This is a genomic window from Cupriavidus sp. WGlv3 (assembly GCF_023952475.1).
In the GTDB taxonomy this organism is placed as follows: domain Bacteria; phylum Pseudomonadota; class Gammaproteobacteria; order Burkholderiales; family Burkholderiaceae; genus Cupriavidus; species Cupriavidus phytorum.
The window spans coordinates 507,431-523,153 of record NZ_JALHRX010000002.1; the positions used below are offsets into that span (position 1 = coordinate 507,431).

Consider the following 15,723-nt stretch of genomic DNA (forward strand, 5'->3'; position numbering starts at 1 on the left):
GCGGACCGTGGTCCCGTGCGGGTGCCGGCAATCACCAGACAACCATCCATTCGGGAGTACGCGTGTTTTCTCTGCAGCGCAACGTGAGCAATGCGGTGAGCCGTGCCGTGAGCCGAGCCGACGACCAGGGCGGTGAGCATCGCCCGTGCCGTCGCGAGCGTCGCGGCACCGGATCCGGAGCACGCGCATGACCGCGGCAGTGGCACTGCCCGGGCGTCCGTCCGAAATGCTGGAGCGCCTGAAGGCCAACCCGAAGCTGCCGCTGATGCTGGGCGGCGCGGCCCTGGCCGCCGCGATCGCGGTGGGCGTGCTGTGGTCGCGCGGCCCGGACTACAAGGTGCTGTACAGCAACCTGTCCGAGCGCGACGGCGGCGCGGTGCTGCAGTCGCTGCAGCAGATGAACGTGCCGTACAAGTTCGCCGAAGGCGGCGGCGCCGTGATGGTGCCGGCCGAGAAGGTGCACGAGACGCGCCTGCGGCTGGCTTCGCAGGGCCTGCCCAAGAGCGGCACCGCCGGCATGGAGCTGATGGACAACCAGAAGTTCGGCATCAGCCAGTTTGCCGAACAGGTCAACTACCAGCGCGGGCTGGAAGGCGAGCTGGCGCGCTCGATCGAGTCGATCGCCGCGGTGCAGTCCGCGCGCGTGCACCTGGCCATTCCCAAGCCGACGCTGTTCGTGCGCGAACGCCAGAAGCCGACCGCCTCGATCGTGCTGCAGCTGTACCCGGGCCGCGCCATCGATGAAGGACAGGTCGCTGCGATCAGCCACCTGGTGTCGTCGAGCGTGCCGGAACTGACGCCCAAGTCGATCTCGATCGTCGACCAGCACGGCAACCTGCTGTCGAACACCGGCAACGAGCGCATGCTCGACGCCACCCAGCTCAAGTACGTGCAGGCGCTGGAGCAGAACTACCTGAAGCGCATCGAGGCGATCCTGACGCCGATCGTCGGCAAGGACAACGTGCGCGCGCAGGTCACCGCCGACGTGGACTTCTCCATCGTCGAGCACACCGACGAAAGCTACAAGCCCAACCAGGACCCGACCCGCACCGCGATCCGCAGCCAGCAGACCAGCGAATCGACCCAGCAGGGCGTAACGCCGCCGGGCGGCGTGCCCGGCGCGCTGTCGAACCAGCCGCCCGCTGCCGCCGCCGCACCCGTGACCACGCCCCAGACGCCGCGCGCGGGGCAGGCACCGGGCCAGGCCGGTGCGCCGGCCGCGGGTCAGGCCGGTCAGGCCGGCCAGGCCGGCCAGGCCGCGCAGGGCGCCACCACCGCCGCGTCCAGCGGCCCGAGCAGCAATCGCCGCGACTCCACCGTCAACTATGAGCTGGACCGCTCGGTGCGCCATGTGCAGCAGGCACCGGGCAGCGTGCGCCGGATGTCGGTAGCGGTGGTGGTCAACTACCGCCAGCAGGCCGATGCCAAGGGCAAGCTCGTCGCCGAGCCGCTGCCGCCGGCGCTGCTGGCGCAGATCCAGAACCTGACCAAGGAAGCGATGGGGTTCTCGGCCGAGCGCGGCGACTCCATCAACGTGGTCAATAGCCCCTTCACCGCCGAGCGCGAGAAGGCCGAGCCCGAACTGCCGCTGTGGAAGCAGCCCGACATGATTGCACTGGGCAAGAGCCTGTCCGGCTACCTGCTGCTGGCACTGCTGGCGCTGTTCGTGTGGTTCAAGGTGGCGCGGCCGATCCTGCGCCGCTACACCGCGCCGCCGTTGCCGGCGCCAGAGCCCAGGGACGAGACCGAGGCGGTGCTGCTGCCGCCGGAAGAGCCGGCCAATCCGGAAATCCTGCGGCTTGCCGCGAAGTATGAAAGCGACCTCGCGCTGGTGCGCGACGCCGCCCAGCGCGACCCCCGCCTGGTCGCCAGCGTGATCAAGAACTGGATTAGCAATGACAACCGCTAAGGGCATCTCTGAATCCGGCCTGCAGAAGAGCGCGGTGCTGATGATGGCGATCGGCGAGGATGCCGCGGCCGAGGTGTTCAAGCACCTGTCGCAGCGCGAGGTGCAGGAGCTGGGCTCGGCCATGGCCACGCTCAGCTCGGTCACCCGCGAGGAGATGGCCGAGGTGCTGGGCGAGTTCCGCGCCGAGACCGAGCAGTACCTGGCGCTGAACGTCGACTCCAGCGCGTTTATCCGCAGCGTGCTGAACAAGGCGCTGGGCGAGGAGCGTGCGCAGTCAGTGATCGAAGACATCCTGGAGTCGCGCGATCCGGGCGGCGGCATCGACTCGCTGAACTGGATGGACGCCACCGCCATCGCCGAGCTGATCCGCGACGAGCACCCGCAGATCATCGCCACCATCCTGATCCACCTGGACCGCCAGAAGTCGTCCGAAGTGCTGGGGCTGTTCACCGACCGGCTGCGCAACGACGTGATCCTGCGCATCGCCACCTTCGGCGGCGTGCAGCCGGGCGCGCTGCAGGAACTGACCGACGTGCTGACCAAGTTGCTGGCGGGCCAGAGCCTGAAGCGCAGCCGCATGGGCGGCGTGCGCACCGCGGCCGAGATCATCAACCTGATGAGCACCGCGCACGAGGAAGCGGTGATCGACGGCGTGCGCCTGCACGACGGCGACCTGGCGCAGAAGATCATCGACGAGATGTTCCTGTTCGAGAACCTGCTCGAGGTCGACGACCGCGGCATCCAGCGCGTGCTCAAGGAAATCGCCACCGAGTCGCTCATCGTCGCGCTCAAGGGCGCGCCGCAGGAGCTGCGCGACAAGTTCATCCGCAACATGTCCACCCGCGCCGGCGAGATGCTGCGCGAGGACCTGGACGCGCTGGGCCCGGTGCGCGTATCGCAGGTCGAGGCCGAGCAGAAGGCCATCCTGCAGGTGGTAAGACGCCTGGCGGATGCGGGCGAAGTGCAGATCGGCGGAGGCGACGATGCCTATGTCTGAAGCGGACCCCGAGCGCGGAGGCGCGCGCCGCGGGTTGGACGCGGATTCGTTCTCGTCCCTGGCCGGTACCGGCGGCTTCGCGCCGTTCGAGCCGCCGCGCCGCGCGCGTGGCGGCGGCGCCGGCTGGCAGCGCTGGCAGATGGGCTCGCTCGACCCCCGGCATGCCGAGCCGCTCGAGACGCTGGCCGCCATGCCGGCCGAGCCCGCGCCGCCGCCGATCGACTTCGCCGCGCTCGACGCGATGCGCGAAGGCGCGCGCAAGGAAGGCTATGCCCAAGGCTACACCCAGGGCCAGACCCAGGGCTACGGCGACGGCCATCGCGAAGGCTATGCGCGCGGCCTGGAAGCCGCCCGCAACGAGGCCGCGCAGCTGCAGGCGCTGGCCGGCAATTTCCGCAGCGCGCTGAGCAACGTCGACGACGCGGTCGCGCACGCGCTGGTGTCGCTGGCGCTGGACGTGGCGCGCCAGCTGGTGCGCACGACGCTGGCGCAGGACGCCGCGGCCCTGCTGCCGGCGGTGCGCGAGCTGCTGACCAGCGAACCGGCGCTGTCCGGATCGCCCAGCCTGCTGCTGCACCCCGACGACGTGGCGCTGGTCGAGACCCACCTGCAGGGCGAACTTGCCGCCGCCGGCTGGACCGTGCGCGCCGATCCGTCGGTGGCGCGCGGCGGCTGCATCGCCAGCGCCGCCAGCGGCGAGCGCGACGCCACGCTGCCCACGCGCTGGACCCGCGTGGTGCGCGCGCTGGGCCGCGACGATCCGTGGGAGCCGCCGCATGCCTGATACCGCGCCGGATACGCAAGCCGCCGCGTCAGTGCCGGACGCCGCGCAGGCCCACACGCAACGCTGGATCGGCGCGCTCAACGGCGCCGCGGCCGGCATCGCCGGGCTCGACAGCAAGCGCAGCTGCGGCCGCCTGACGCGCGCCGCCGGGCTGGTGCTGGAGGCCGTGGGCCTGCGCCTGCCGGTGGGCAGCGATTGCCTGATCGAGCTGCCCGCCGGGCAGTTCACCACCGACAGCAACGCCCCGCGCACCGCGGAGGCCGAAGTGGTCGGCTTCGGCGCCGACCGCCTCTACCTGATGCCGCAGTCCGACGTGGTCGGGCTGCTGCCGGGCGCGCGCGTCTATCCGCTGGAGCCGTCGCCGCAACCGGCCGGCACCAGCGCGCCGCGCGAGCCGGGCTCCAAGCGGCTGCCGGTCGGCGCGGGCCTGCTGGGCCGCGTGCTGGATGCGGCGGGCCGCCCGCTGGACGGGCTCGGCCCGCTCGCCGCGGCGATGGAAGTGCCGCTGGCCGGCGAGCAGATCAACCCGCTGATGCGGGCCCCGATCGAAACTGTGCTCGACACCGGCGTGCGCGCCATCAACGGCATGCTGACCGTCGGCCGCGGCCAGCGCATGGGCCTGTTCGCGGGCTCGGGCGTGGGCAAGAGCGTGCTGCTGGGCATGATGGCGCGCTACACCAGCGCCGACGTGATCGTGGTGGGCCTGATCGGCGAACGCGGCCGCGAGGTGAAGGAGTTCATCGAGAACATCCTGGGGCCCGAGGGCCGCCGCCGCTCCGTGGTGGTGGCAGCGCCGGCCGACTGCTCGCCGCTGCTGCGCATGCAGGGCGCCGCCTATGCGACGCGGCTGGCCGAATATTTCCGCGACCAGGGCCAGCATGTGCTGCTGATCATGGATTCGCTGACGCGCTATGCCATGGCCCAGCGCGAGATTGCGCTGGCGATCGGCGAGCCGCCCGCCACCAAGGGCTATCCGCCGTCGGTCTTCGCCAAGCTGCCGACGCTGGTCGAGCGCACCGGCAATGGACCCGAGGGCGGCGGCTCGATCACCGCGTTCTACACCGTGCTGACCGAAGGCGACGACCAGCAGGACCCGATCGCCGATTCCGCGCGCGCGATCCTGGACGGCCATATCGTGCTGTCGCGCAGCCTGGCCGAAGCCGGCCACTATCCGGCCATCGACGTCGAGGCCTCGATCAGCCGCGCCATGACCGCGCTGATCCCGCACCAGCAGTTCGGCTCGGTGCGCCGCTTCAAGCAGCTGATGTCGCGCTACCAGCGCAACCGCGACCTGATCAGCGTGGGCGCCTACGTGCCGGGCAACGACCCGGAACTGGACCTGGCGATCCAGCTGCATCCGCGCATGGAAGCCTTCCTGCAGCAGGACATCCACGAGCGCGCCGGCTACGCCGACGCCATCGCCGCGCTGCACAGCCTCTTCGACAGGAGTGAACATGCTCAAGCATTCACCGCTCAACACGCTGGCTGACCTGGCCCAGACCGACACCGACGCCGCCGCGCGCGAACTCGGCCGGCTGCAGGGCCTGCGCACGCAGGCGGAGCTGCAGCTCAACCAGCTCACGCAATACCGCCAGGAATACCGCGAGCGCATGCAGGTGGTGGCGGCGCAGGGCATCACCTCAAGCCGCTGGCAGGACTTCTCGCGCTTCCTCGATTCGCTGGACCAGGCCATCCGCCAGCAGGGCGCGGCCCTGGCCAAGGCCGAGGCCGACCTGCTGGCCGGCCACAACCGCTGGCAGCACCAGAAGCGCCGCCTGAACTCGTTCGACACGCTGATCGCCCGCGCGCAAGCGAAGCAGGATCAGGTGGCCGCGCGCCGCGAGCAGCGCGCCAACGATGAATACGCCGCCCGCCTGGCCCGCACCGCGGCCAGCCGCCTGAGCGAAGCCTGAACGATGCCCGGGCGGCAGCCACCCGCCGGGCCACACCGTAGCGAATCCCCATGATCGATATCAGCCAGATTGTCAGCAGCGCCGCCAACGCGGTGGAAGGCGCCCGACGCGCCAGCGCCGACACCGCCACCAACGGCTTCCGCGACGCGCTCTCGCAGGCCCGCGACAGCCACAAGGCCGCTGCACCGGCGCCCGCCGCCACGGAGACGGTCGCGCGCGACAAGCCCGCGGCGCGGCCGGCTGCCGCACAGGCCGACGCCGGCAAGCCGCAACACACCGCCGCCACCGGCAAGAAGGCCGCTGCCGGCGAGAAGGACCAGGACCAGGAAGACGCCGCGGCAGCAACGCCGACGGATGCAGCCGCCGCAGCCGCATTGGCGCTGATGCTTCCCGCCGCCGCGCCAGCGAACCCCGCGACCGTGCCAGCCGGCGCCGCAGGCGCCGCTGTCGCTGGCATGACCGACACCGGCAGTGCCGCGGCCTTGCAGGCGGCGCTCAGCAACACCGTGCCGAACGCCACCGCGCAAACCCAGGGTGATCCCGGCACCACGGCAGGCCTTGCCGACGGCACCGCATTGCCCGACCCGTTGCAGGCGGTCACCGCCGAAGCGCGACCGGCGCAGCCGTCGGTCGCCGACACGCTGGCCACTATCGCCTCGCAACGCGCGGCGCTGCAGCCGGGCGGCAGCGCCGGCACCGATGCAAAGGCCGGCGCCACGCAAGCCGTTGCCGCCGACGCGCTGGCGCTCCGGCAAGACCTGTCCGGCCAGGACGCCGGCGCCTCTGCAGGCGGATCGGGGCATCGCCCTGACAGCAGCCTCGGCCAGCAGCGCGCCAACCCACTCGCGGCCAATCCTGCCGCGCCGGATGCCCGCCCCGCCGCCGGCCAGTTCGCCGCTGCGCAAGCTGCCGCGCGCGCCGGCGAGACCGCCGCGATCACTCCCGACAGCACCCCTGCCGTGGCCCCCACGCTGGCCGCGCAACCCACCCCGGCCGCTGCCGCCGCAGCCGCCAGCCGGCCCGTGGTCGCCCCGCCGCTGTACGACAGCCAGTGGCCGCAGGCCCTCGGCCAGCAGATGATCCGCCTGGGTACGCAGGGCCAGCAAAGCGCCGAACTGCAGCTGAACCCGCCTGACCTGGGCCCGCTGAAGGTGGTGCTCAACGTGGTCAACGACCAGGCCCAGGCGCAATTCGTCTCGCCCCACCAGGCCGTGCGTGCCGCGGTCGAAGCCGCGCTGCCGCACCTGCGCACCGCGCTGTCGGAAAACGGCATCCAGCTAGGCCACACCTCGGTCGGCGCCGATGGCTTTGCCAGCCAGGCCGGCAATGGCAACGGGCAACAACAGCAAGCGCCGGGGCATGGGCGCGGGCAGGCCGGCATTGGTGGCACTGCGGTAGCGGCGGCCGAGCCGGGGCCAGGGGCCAGTGCTGCGGCACGGCCTGCGCGAGTGCTGGGGCGGGGGGAGATTGATACGTTTGCGTGAAGAACCCCGCCGCGCGGACTCGACCGCGCCCGCATGAAAGAGCAAGGCCGCCTCAAGGGCGGCCTTGTCATGTCGGCAGAAGCCAAGCGTGGAAGCTCGGACACGTTGGTGCAACAAGATTGGACGTATTGCTGCTAGAATACGTAAACATTTTTGCTTACCCTGAACACCACTGATCGGCAGGAGGTTTCGGGTGAAGCAAAGTGAATTTCGGCGATGGCTAGCCGGACAAGGCGCGACCTTCAGCGAAGGCGCCAAGCATGTCAGGGTGTATCTCAATGGCAGGCAGTCGACCTTGCCGCGGCATCCCAGCCATGAAATCGGCGAGGGGCTGCGCAAGGCGATCCTCAAGCAACTCGGCCTGTCGTGAGCCCGCAAGACGTACCCGCCCTTGTCGCCAAAGGAGTTTCAATATGCTTCGTTTTCCCGCCAACATCGTCCCCGACGGCGATGGCTTTGCGGTCTCGTTTCCCGATATCCCGGAAGCCCTGACCAGCGGCGCCACGATCGAGCAGGCCCAGGAGATGGCCGCCGATGCGCTTGCCACGGCCATGGAGTTCTATTTCGAGGATGGCCGCCCGGTGCCGCTGCCGTCGAAGGCCGGACGCGGCCAGCATCTGGTGGAGCTGCCGGCAAGCATGTCGGCAAAGGTGCTGCTGCTCAACGAGATGATCGCGCAGGGGGTCACGCAGGCGGAGTTGGCACGCCGCCTGCATACCCGCAAGCAGGAAGTCCAGCGCATCGTCAACCTGGATCATGCGACCAAGATCGACACGATCGAAGCTGCCTTCCGGGCGCTGGGCAAGCGGCTGGAACTGAAGGTCGCCTGAACCCGCCGGGCCACAGCAGCAACTTCCCCACCATGACGTTCGACCTGTTCGACGACCTGCCCGAAGAAGACAGCGCCGCCACCCCCGCCATCGAGCCCCTCGCCGACGGCGCCGTCGTACTGCGCGGCGCGGCACGGGCCAATGCCGAAGTGCTGCTCGCCGATGTGCAATCCATCGTGGCCCTGGCCCCCTGGCGGCACATGGTCACGCCCGGCGGGCTGAAGATGTCGGTGGCGATGACCAACTGCGGTGCGTGCGGCTGGGTCTCCGACGCGCGCGGCTATCGCTATGACGCGGTCGATCCGCTGAGCGGACAGGCGTGGCCCGACATGCCCGCGAGTTTCCGCGAGCTGGCCGCCGGCGCGGCGGCGCAGGCCGGCTACGCCGGTTTTGCGCCGGATGCCTGCCTGATCAACCGCTATGTGCCGGGCACCCGCCTGTCGCTGCACCAGGACCGCGACGAGCGCGATTTCACCGCGCCCATCGTCTCGGTGTCGCTGGGGCTGCCGGCGGTGTTCCTGTTTGGCGGCATGCGCCGTGCCGACAAGCCGCAGCGGATCCGGCTGGCGCATGGCGACGTGGTGGTGTGGGGCGGGCCGTCGCGGCTGGCGTTCCACGGCGTGGCGCCGCTGGCCGATGGCGATCATTCGCTGCTCGGGGCGCTGCGGGTCAACCTGACGTTCCGCAAGGCGCGATAGGCGCCCGGCCTTGGCACTTTGGCGGGGGTTTTCTACAGTCAATGGACTGTCCCGAACGCCACCGTGCAAAGGTCCTTCCCATGCATCTCGACGGCTCCTGCCATTGCGGCGCGGTCCACTTCTCGCTCGAGTCCGATTCGCCCTGCCCTTACATGCATTGCCATTGCTCGATCTGCCGCAAGACGGCGGGCGGTGGCGGCTATGCCATCAACATCGGCGGCGATGCCGCCACGCTGCGCGTGCGCGGGCGCAAGCACCTGGGCGTCTATCACGCCGTGCTGCGCGAGCCCGGCAAGCGCGCGCGGCGCTCGCCGGCGCAGCGGCATTTCTGCGTCAAGTGCGGCAGCGCGCTGTGGCTGTGGGATCCGCGCTGGCCCGAGCTGCTGTATCCCCATGCCTCGGCCATCGACACGCCGCTGCCGCGCCCGCCCGAGGTGGTGGAGGCCTCGCTGGACTCCGTCGCGCCCTGGGTCGACGTGCCGCGCGGCAAGGGCCATGTGCATTGCGACACGTGGCCGGAGGAATCGCTGGCCGACTGGCACAAGCGGCACGGCCTGTCGTCGCGCTGAATGGCGGGCAGGCGCGACAGGAACGGTTTCGTTCAAGCCGCGCGCACGCCGCCGACGTCCCTCAGGCGGGCAGGAAGCCTTCGACCGTCAGGTAGCGCTCGCCGGTGTCGTAGTTGAAGCCCAGCACGCGCGCGTTGGCGGGCAGGTCCGGCAGCTTCTGCGCGATCGCCGCCAGCGTGGCGCCCGACGAGATCCCGACCAGGATGCCTTCCTCGCGCGCGCAGCGGCGCGCCATCTCGCGCGCGGGCTCGGCGTCGACCTGGATCACGCCGTCGAGCAGCGCAGTGTCGAGGTTCTTCGGGATAAAGCCCGCGCCGATGCCCTGGATCGGGTGCGGCGCCGGCGCGCCGCCGGAGATCACCGGCGAGGCCACCGGCTCGACCCCGAACACCTTCAGCCGCGGCCATTTGTCCTTCAGCACCCGCGCGCAACCGGTCAGGTGACCGCCGGTGCCGACGCCGGTGATCAGCGCGTCTAGCCCCTCGGGGAAATCATTCAGGATTTCCTGCGCGGTGGTGCGCGCATGCACGTCGGCGTTGGCCGGGTTCTCGAACTGCTGCGGCATCCACGCGCCCGGGGTGGCGGCGACCAGCTCCTCGGCGCGCGCGATCGCGCCCTTCATGCCCTTCTCGCGCGGGGTCAGGTCGAAGGTGGCCCCATAGGCCAGCATCAGCCGGCGGCGCTCGACCGACATGCTGTCCGGCATCACCAGCACCAGCTGGTAGCCCTTGACCGCGGCCACCATCGCCAGGCCGATGCCGGTGTTGCCCGAGGTCGGCTCGATGATGGTGCCGCCGGGCTTGAGCACGCCACGGCGTTCGGCGTCTTCGACCATCGCCAGCGCGATGCGATCCTTGATCGAAGCCCCGGGGTTGCTGCGTTCGGACTTGATCCAGACCTCGTGGCCGTTGCCGAACAGCCGGTTGATGCGGATATGCGGGGTATTGCCGATCGTCTGCAGGATGTTCTGGACCTTCATGGTGTTCTCCGTGGCGGTTGCGATGCAGCGAGCCTGGCAAGCGCGTGCAGCGCAGGATCGAATGACCTGCCGATTTTAGTGCAAAGCGCCGGCGGGGCCGCTCGCGTATGATTGAGGCCGCCGCGCCTTGCCCCCGCTTTCTCCGGAATCCGGACCGAAATCCCCCGCATTGCCTCCCTTGCATCGATGCCTGACCACCTGCTGCTGTCCTCCCTGCTGATCTTCGGACTTGGTGGTTTGCTCGGCGCGGTGGGCGGGCTATTCGGCATCGGCGGCGGGCTGATCGCGATTCCGGCGCTGGGGCTGCTGTTCGGCATGGACCAGCAGCTAGCGCAGGGCACCGCGCTGGTGATGATCGCGCCCAATGTGCTGATCGGCTTCTGGCAATACCGCAAGCGCGCCGACATTGCGCTGCGCACGGCGGTGGTGCTGGGCTTGTCCGCGGTGCTGGCGACCTGGCTCTCCGCGCGCGCGGCCACCGCGATGGATGCGCAGCTGCTGCGGCGGATCTTCGCGCTATTCATGATCGGCATGGCGCTGTACTTCCTGTGGCGGCTGCTGCCGGGGCGCGCGGTGACGGCGCCGCAGGCGCGTGTTTCGGCGCGATGGATTCCGCTGGTGGGCGTGATCGGTGGCTTGTTCTCCGGCTTCTTCAGCGTGGGCGGCGGCGTGGTCGCCGCGCCGGCACTGGTCGGCCTGTTCGGGCTGCGCCAGGCCGCGGCGCAAGGCCTGGCGCTGGCGCTGGTGACGCCCGGCGCGGTGGTGGCGCTGGCCACCTATGCCCATGCCGGCCAGGTCGACTGGGCCAGCGGCATTCCGCTGTCGCTGGGCGGCATGCTGACCATCTCGTGGGGCGTGGCGCTGGCGCACCGGATGCCCGAGCGCCGACTGCGCGCCCTGTTCGCCGTGTGCCTGATCGCTACCGCGGTGGTGATGCTGGTGCGCGGCTGAGATCCGCGCACTAGGCGCTACTTGCGCAGCACCAGGCAGAAGTTGTTGGCCGGCATCGGCACCGGCTCGTCGCAGCGCAGGCCCTGCGCCGCGCCCAGCGCGATCACGGCCTCCATGTCGCGCACGCCCCAGTCGGGGTCGGTAGCGCGCAGCTGCGCGTCGAAGGCGGCGTTGCTGGGCGCGGTGTGCGCGCCGCCGCGACGGTAAGGGCCATACAGGAACAGCACGCCCCCCGACCCCAGCAGCTTGCCGGCGCCCGCGAACAGCGCCTCGGCCGCGGCCCAAGGGGCGATATGGATCATGTTGATGCAGACCACCGCATCCGCAGCATCGATGCCCCACGGCTCACTGCAGACATCCAGCGCCAGCGGCGCACGCACATTGGCCAGGCCCGCGTGCGCGGTCCAGGCCGCGATCGACGCGCGCGCGGCGGCGTCCGGATCGCTGGGCTGCCAGGTGATCCCCGGCAGCGCCGCGGCAAAGTGCACCGCGTGCTGCCCGGTGCCGCTGGCAATTTCCAGCACCGTGCCGCTGGCAGGCAGTACCTGGCGCAGCACGGCGAGGATGGGCTCGCGGTTGCGCTCGGTGGCGGGCGCCATGCGGCGCGCGTCGGGGTCGTGGGTCGGGCCGGTCATGATGGCATGCGCAAGCGGTAGCTGGGGAATGCGCCTAGCGTAGCAGAATTGGCGGGGGGCCCGCCGCGCGCCACTGCGCTACGCTGCCAAAGCGCCGCTCAGCCCGGCGCGCACGGGAACGCCTGCGCCACCGACGGCCGCAGCGCCGCCGTGGTCTGGCTTTCGTCGCCGCTCGCCAGCGTGTTGTCGGTGAACTTGCAGCCGTAGGCCGGGCTGGCCACGGTGGCGGCGTCCAGCACCTCGTCACCGGCCGGCTTCACGCCGTTCTGTTCCCAGTTGACCATGTCGTCGAAGGCCCTGGCCTCTTCCGCCACGGTGAAGTCGCAATGGCTGACGCCGCGGATGGCGCGTTGCACCAGCCATTGCGCGGTGCCGTTGGCATCGGCGCGGCGCTTGTAGATCTGCTCCATGCTGAACGGCACGTACATGTCGCCCAGCGTATGCAGCGTCACCACCGGCACGCCGATGCGCGCATTGGTCCTGGGGATCCAGCGCAGACCGTCGCTGCGCGCGCGGTTGGCCTCGGCGCTGCCGCTAACGCGGAAGATGCCCGCGTTGAACGACTGCTCCGCCACCGACTGCGCCGGGTCATTGTCGAACTGGAAGGTAATGCCGGTGGTGTTGACGACGTTCTGCGTCAGGATGCCGTTGACCGAGCCGTCCTGGCCAAAGGTGCTCCACACCGCGTCCTGCAGCCCCTGCGCGCCCGGGCCGCCGAAGCCCCAGTCGAACAGCGGCCGCTGCCCGCCGGTCAGGTTGCGCACGATCGCCTTGAGGGTATCGCCCTGCGCCGTGGTCTGGCCCGGATAAGTGATGAACAGCGCCGCGCGCACCGCCGGCGCGATCTGCGCCCAGTTGGCCGCCGGCCACGCCGTCACCGGATAGCCGGCCAGCTGCTGCGCGGCAGTCTGGTAGGCACCGAAGTAGTTGAACAGCTCGGTATCGCCGAGCACGCCGCACATCGGCACCGCGCCGTGGTAGCGCACCTTGTGGTTGGCGGCCTGGATGTTCTCTTCATCGACCGCCGCGGCCGAGATATGGCCGCCCATTGAATGGCCGACGATGTAGAGGCGCGCCGGAGCCGCCAGCGTGCGCCCGTTCTGCGCGGCAATGCGCGTGAAGGCCAGCGCCAGGGCGTTGGTGTCCTCCAGGCCGGCGCGCACGTCATAGTAGTTTTTGGCATAGCTGGACGCTGCCCAGGCGTAGCCGTTGGCCAGCAGGTGCCGGCGGATCCTGGGAGGTGTCACCGACAGCGCCGCGCCGGTGCCCGCGTAGCCGTGGGCATACATCACCAGCCGGCCGTTCCAGTTCTTCGGCACCTCGATGCGGTAGCCGGCGCCATCCTGCACGCCCCACCAGCGGTCGGCCTCGGGCGCGCCGGCCAGCGCCGCGAACGGCAGCGTGGCGGCTTCCACTGTGAAGGTGCGGTCGTCCTGCGGGCGCTTCTCTTCGACCTGCGGCGGTGGGTTCTGCGCCGGCTCATCGTCATCGCCGCCGCAGCCGTACAGCAGCGTGGCGGCGAAGCACAGCATCGCGGCTTTCCCGACAGCTCGTTTCATGCCTGGTCTCCTTGTTATGCGGTTCTTGTTGTCCTGGCGGATGGCGCCGGCAGCGAAGTGCCGTGACCGGCGCCCCCACCACTTTAGGACACGGTGGCGCAAGCCGCATGGAGGCCATCCTCGACGCGCCGGGGCCGTTGCAACGGATGCGGGTTAGCCCCGGCTCGCCTGAACCGGTGCCGCGTGTTAGCCGACCAGCAGGCCAGACGGCTGCACGCGCCACAATGCAAACGGCGGGCCGAAGCCCGCCGTTGTCATGCCCGCACGTCGCCGCGCGTCAGGCCTTGGCCAGCCTGACGCCGGTCGGGTCGCCGGTCAGGTAGCCGACCGCCGCGCCGAAACGGTCCTTGTAGCTGGCGCGCACCAGCGGATCGAGCTGCGCCTTGACCTTGTCGTGCAGCGGGGACTCCCAGTCGCCGACATGCTGGAAGTTGCTCATCACGTAGGTCCAGCCGTTGATCTCGTCCACCGCATGCAGGCCGGTGGATTCGGCGCCGGCCGGGCACGACAGCACGCGGCTGAGCACCCTGGTGTCGACGTTGTACGCCCACAGGAAGTTGTTGACGTGGGTGTTGCTGTCCTCGCCGACGAACAGCGTGCGCAGCTTTTCCGAAAACTTCAGGTTGTCCGGCGTGGCCACCTTGTCGGGGTTGGCGAAGTTGCCCAGCGCATCCTGCTGCTTCATCTTGCCGCCGCCGAGGTCTTCGCTGATCAGCGCCGGCACCGCGGCCATGTCGACCGGCACCCATTCGCTCGCCATCGCCGTGCCGCTCTTGTCAGCCTGGCCGCCCTTCAGGTTCAGTTCATAGACCGCGCCGGAGTACGGGCCTTCCACCTGGATGTCGCCGGCATTGGCGGCATTGCCCGCGAGCATGCTCGATTCGATGCGCGACATCGCCGAGTACGCCTTCTTGTCCTTGATGTTGACGGTGGTGCCTTCCATCTTGGTAAAGCCCAGGCTACCGCCGACCAGCGCGGCATAGCGGTGGGTTTCCAGGAACGCCGCGGCCTTTTCCATGCCGGGCACCAGCTTTACCCAGTTGGGCTTGCCGTTGTAGAGGATGCGGGTGTAGCTGCCGTCGGCCGGGTCGGCGGTCTTGACGTCCATGATGTCGGTCAGCCGGATGCCGCCGTCGACCAGCGCGCGGATCTCGGCGCTGGTGGCGTGGCCCAGCCGGGTCCATGACAGCGTGGCGCTGCCCGGGCCGGTGCCCGAGGTCTGGTGCCACTTGGCCACGTATAGCGTGCCGGCAGACAGGTCGCGCGCCTGGTCGGCGATAAACAGGAACAGGCCGCCGTTGGTGGCATCGTCGCCCATCAGCACGGTGCGCTCGTCCGGCATGACCTGCACCAGCTCGTGCGAGATGCGGCCCAGGCAATAGTGCTTCCTGATGGTGCCGGTGCCGTCCGGGTGCACCGTGACTTCCGGCAGGTGGCCGTAGTTGTAGGCGTTGGCGCGCGCCGGGTCGCCGTACAGGTTGCGGCTGTAGCCCTGCAGCTGCGCGACCGCGTTGGCGTCCATCAGGTCGGTCTCGTATTCCTCGCTCGACAGGTGCGTGTTCCACGGCGACAGGCTGGCGCCGCAGGTAATCCACAGGCCGTTGACGCCCGAGGTGTCGACGTTGTGGTACCTGACCGGGGTGAGCTTGCCGGTGGCCGGGTCCTGGTCCAGCGTCAGCACCGCGATCGGCGACGGCAGCAGCCCGTACATGCTGGCATTGCCCTGGTTGCGCGTGGTGTATTCGAACTGCAGCACCGCGAACACCGTGTTGCCCTTGACGCCCGGCACGGTCGGGTTGGCCAGCGTCAGCAGCGAGCTGCCGTCCGGTGCATCGGAAAAGAACTGGCGTTCCTTGCCGGCGACCGAGGTATCGATGATCGGCTGGTTGTTGATGTCGTAGTAGCCGCCCGCCACGAGGGTGCCGCCCTTGCCGTCGGACAGCGTGTCGCCGGTGACGAAGAAGGGCTGGTAGGCCAGCTTGTAGGTCTGGCTGCTGCCGTCGCTGAAGGAGACCTTGAGGCTGGAGCCGACCGTGGTGGTCGCCATGGCTTCTGGCGTGGCCAGCGTCGGCGCGCTCATCGGCACGAACTCGGCAGTGGTGAAGGTGGCGGCCGGGCCGGGCGCGGGAGCCGGGGCCGGCACCGGCGCGGCGTCATTGCCGCCGCCGCAGCCTGCCAGCAGGCTGGTGGAGGCGAGACCGAGCGGCAGCATGGGCGCGCCGGCCAATAGCTTCAGGGCCTTGCGGCGGCCAGCATTGGGTTGTTCAAGCATGTTTTCGATCCGGGGAAAGGAAAGGGATGGTTCACTGCGTGTTTGCGCCAGTCCCGGGGGCGGGACCAGGCACCTGTTGCACAGGCGGCGGCGGGCGTCATCGCGCACGTCCGGGGCGGATCGTAGGCCCCGTTTGTGACACC

The 15,723-nt window shown here is 70.0% G+C and carries 15 protein-coding genes; 11 read left to right on the plus strand and 4 right to left on the minus strand.

The features are described 5' to 3' along the window. The first annotated feature begins 187 nt into the window (after positions 1-187). The 10 genes from fliF (at position 188) to MKD38_RS05780 (ending at position 9,184) form a co-directional block, all read left to right on the plus strand. Positions 188-1,909 carry a flagellar basal-body MS-ring/collar protein FliF gene (gene fliF, locus MKD38_RS05735; RefSeq protein ID WP_252675169.1) on the plus strand — a complete coding sequence of 574 codons (1,722 nt, stop codon included), beginning with the start codon at positions 188-190 and terminating at the stop codon, positions 1,907-1,909. Beyond that, positions 1,896-2,906 carry a flagellar motor switch protein FliG gene (gene fliG / locus MKD38_RS05740; RefSeq protein WP_062803757.1) on the plus strand — a complete coding sequence of 337 codons (1,011 nt, stop codon included), beginning with the start codon at positions 1,896-1,898 and terminating at the stop codon, positions 2,904-2,906. The genes fliF and fliG overlap by 14 nt, the downstream gene beginning before the upstream one ends. Then, positions 2,893-3,690 (plus strand): flagellar assembly protein FliH, encoded by a 798-nt coding sequence (gene fliH / locus MKD38_RS05745; protein ID WP_252675170.1) that lies wholly within the window; start codon positions 2,893-2,895, stop codon positions 3,688-3,690. The genes fliG and fliH overlap by 14 nt, the downstream gene beginning before the upstream one ends. After that, on the plus strand, positions 3,683-5,179 hold the full coding sequence (fliI, locus tag MKD38_RS05750; protein WP_252675171.1) for a flagellar protein export ATPase FliI: 1,497 nt from the start codon (positions 3,683-3,685) through the stop codon (positions 5,177-5,179). The genes fliH and fliI overlap by 8 nt, the downstream gene beginning before the upstream one ends. Further along, a complete protein-coding gene (gene fliJ / locus MKD38_RS05755) occupies positions 5,145-5,603 on the plus strand; it encodes a flagellar export protein FliJ (RefSeq protein WP_252675172.1) in 459 nt (152 codons plus the stop codon). The genes fliI and fliJ overlap by 35 nt, the downstream gene beginning before the upstream one ends. 50 nt (positions 5,604-5,653) lie before the next feature. Continuing rightward, on the plus strand, positions 5,654-7,087 hold the full coding sequence (locus tag MKD38_RS05760; RefSeq protein WP_252675173.1) for a flagellar hook-length control protein FliK: 1,434 nt from the start codon (positions 5,654-5,656) through the stop codon (positions 7,085-7,087). Positions 7,088-7,280: 193 nt separating this feature from the next. Further along, complete coding sequence (locus MKD38_RS05765) at positions 7,281-7,457, plus strand: type II toxin-antitoxin system HicA family toxin (RefSeq protein ID WP_111516587.1); 177 nt, start codon at positions 7,281-7,283, stop codon at positions 7,455-7,457. Positions 7,458-7,500: 43 nt separating this feature from the next. Further along, positions 7,501-7,917, plus strand: a complete 417-nt coding sequence (locus MKD38_RS05770) for a type II toxin-antitoxin system HicB family antitoxin (protein ID WP_252675174.1) — start codon at positions 7,501-7,503, stop codon at positions 7,915-7,917. 32 nt (positions 7,918-7,949) lie between these two features. Further along, entirely contained in the window at positions 7,950-8,615 is a 666-nt protein-coding gene (gene alkB, locus MKD38_RS05775) for a DNA oxidative demethylase AlkB (RefSeq protein ID WP_252675175.1), read from the plus strand. Between the two features lie 80 nt (positions 8,616-8,695). After that, complete coding sequence (locus MKD38_RS05780; protein WP_252675176.1) at positions 8,696-9,184, plus strand: GFA family protein; 489 nt, start codon at positions 8,696-8,698, stop codon at positions 9,182-9,184. A 61-nt stretch (positions 9,185-9,245) separates the two neighbouring features. Here the strand turns inward: MKD38_RS05780 and cysK are convergent, their stop codons facing one another. Further along, on the minus strand, positions 9,246-10,163 hold the full coding sequence (gene cysK, locus MKD38_RS05785; RefSeq protein WP_252675177.1) for a cysteine synthase A: 918 nt from the start codon (positions 10,161-10,163) through the stop codon (positions 9,246-9,248). Positions 10,164-10,349: 186 nt separating this feature from the next. On the opposite strand from cysK, the gene MKD38_RS05790 reads away from it, so the two are divergent. After that, the gene (locus tag MKD38_RS05790) at positions 10,350-11,114 is read left to right on the plus strand and encodes a sulfite exporter TauE/SafE family protein (protein WP_252675178.1); all 765 of its coding nucleotides are present in this window, start codon (positions 10,350-10,352) and stop codon (positions 11,112-11,114) included. Positions 11,115-11,131: 17 nt separating this feature from the next. On the opposite strand, the gene MKD38_RS05795 is transcribed toward MKD38_RS05790, so the two are convergent. The 3 genes from MKD38_RS05795 to MKD38_RS05805 all read right to left on the minus strand — a co-directional run bounded on the left by MKD38_RS05795 (position 11,132) and on the right by MKD38_RS05805 (position 15,580). Further along, positions 11,132-11,749, minus strand: coding sequence for a DUF938 domain-containing protein (locus MKD38_RS05795; RefSeq protein WP_252675179.1), 618 nt, complete (start codon positions 11,747-11,749; stop codon positions 11,132-11,134). Between the two features lie 98 nt (positions 11,750-11,847). Further along, entirely contained in the window at positions 11,848-13,308 is a 1,461-nt protein-coding gene (locus MKD38_RS05800; RefSeq protein ID WP_252675180.1) for an alpha/beta hydrolase family protein, read from the minus strand. A gap of 277 nt (positions 13,309-13,585) precedes the next feature. Further along, the gene (locus tag MKD38_RS05805; protein ID WP_252675181.1) at positions 13,586-15,580 is read right to left on the minus strand and encodes a PhoX family protein; all 1,995 of its coding nucleotides are present in this window, start codon (positions 15,578-15,580) and stop codon (positions 13,586-13,588) included. Positions 15,581-15,723 lie beyond the last annotated feature (143 nt).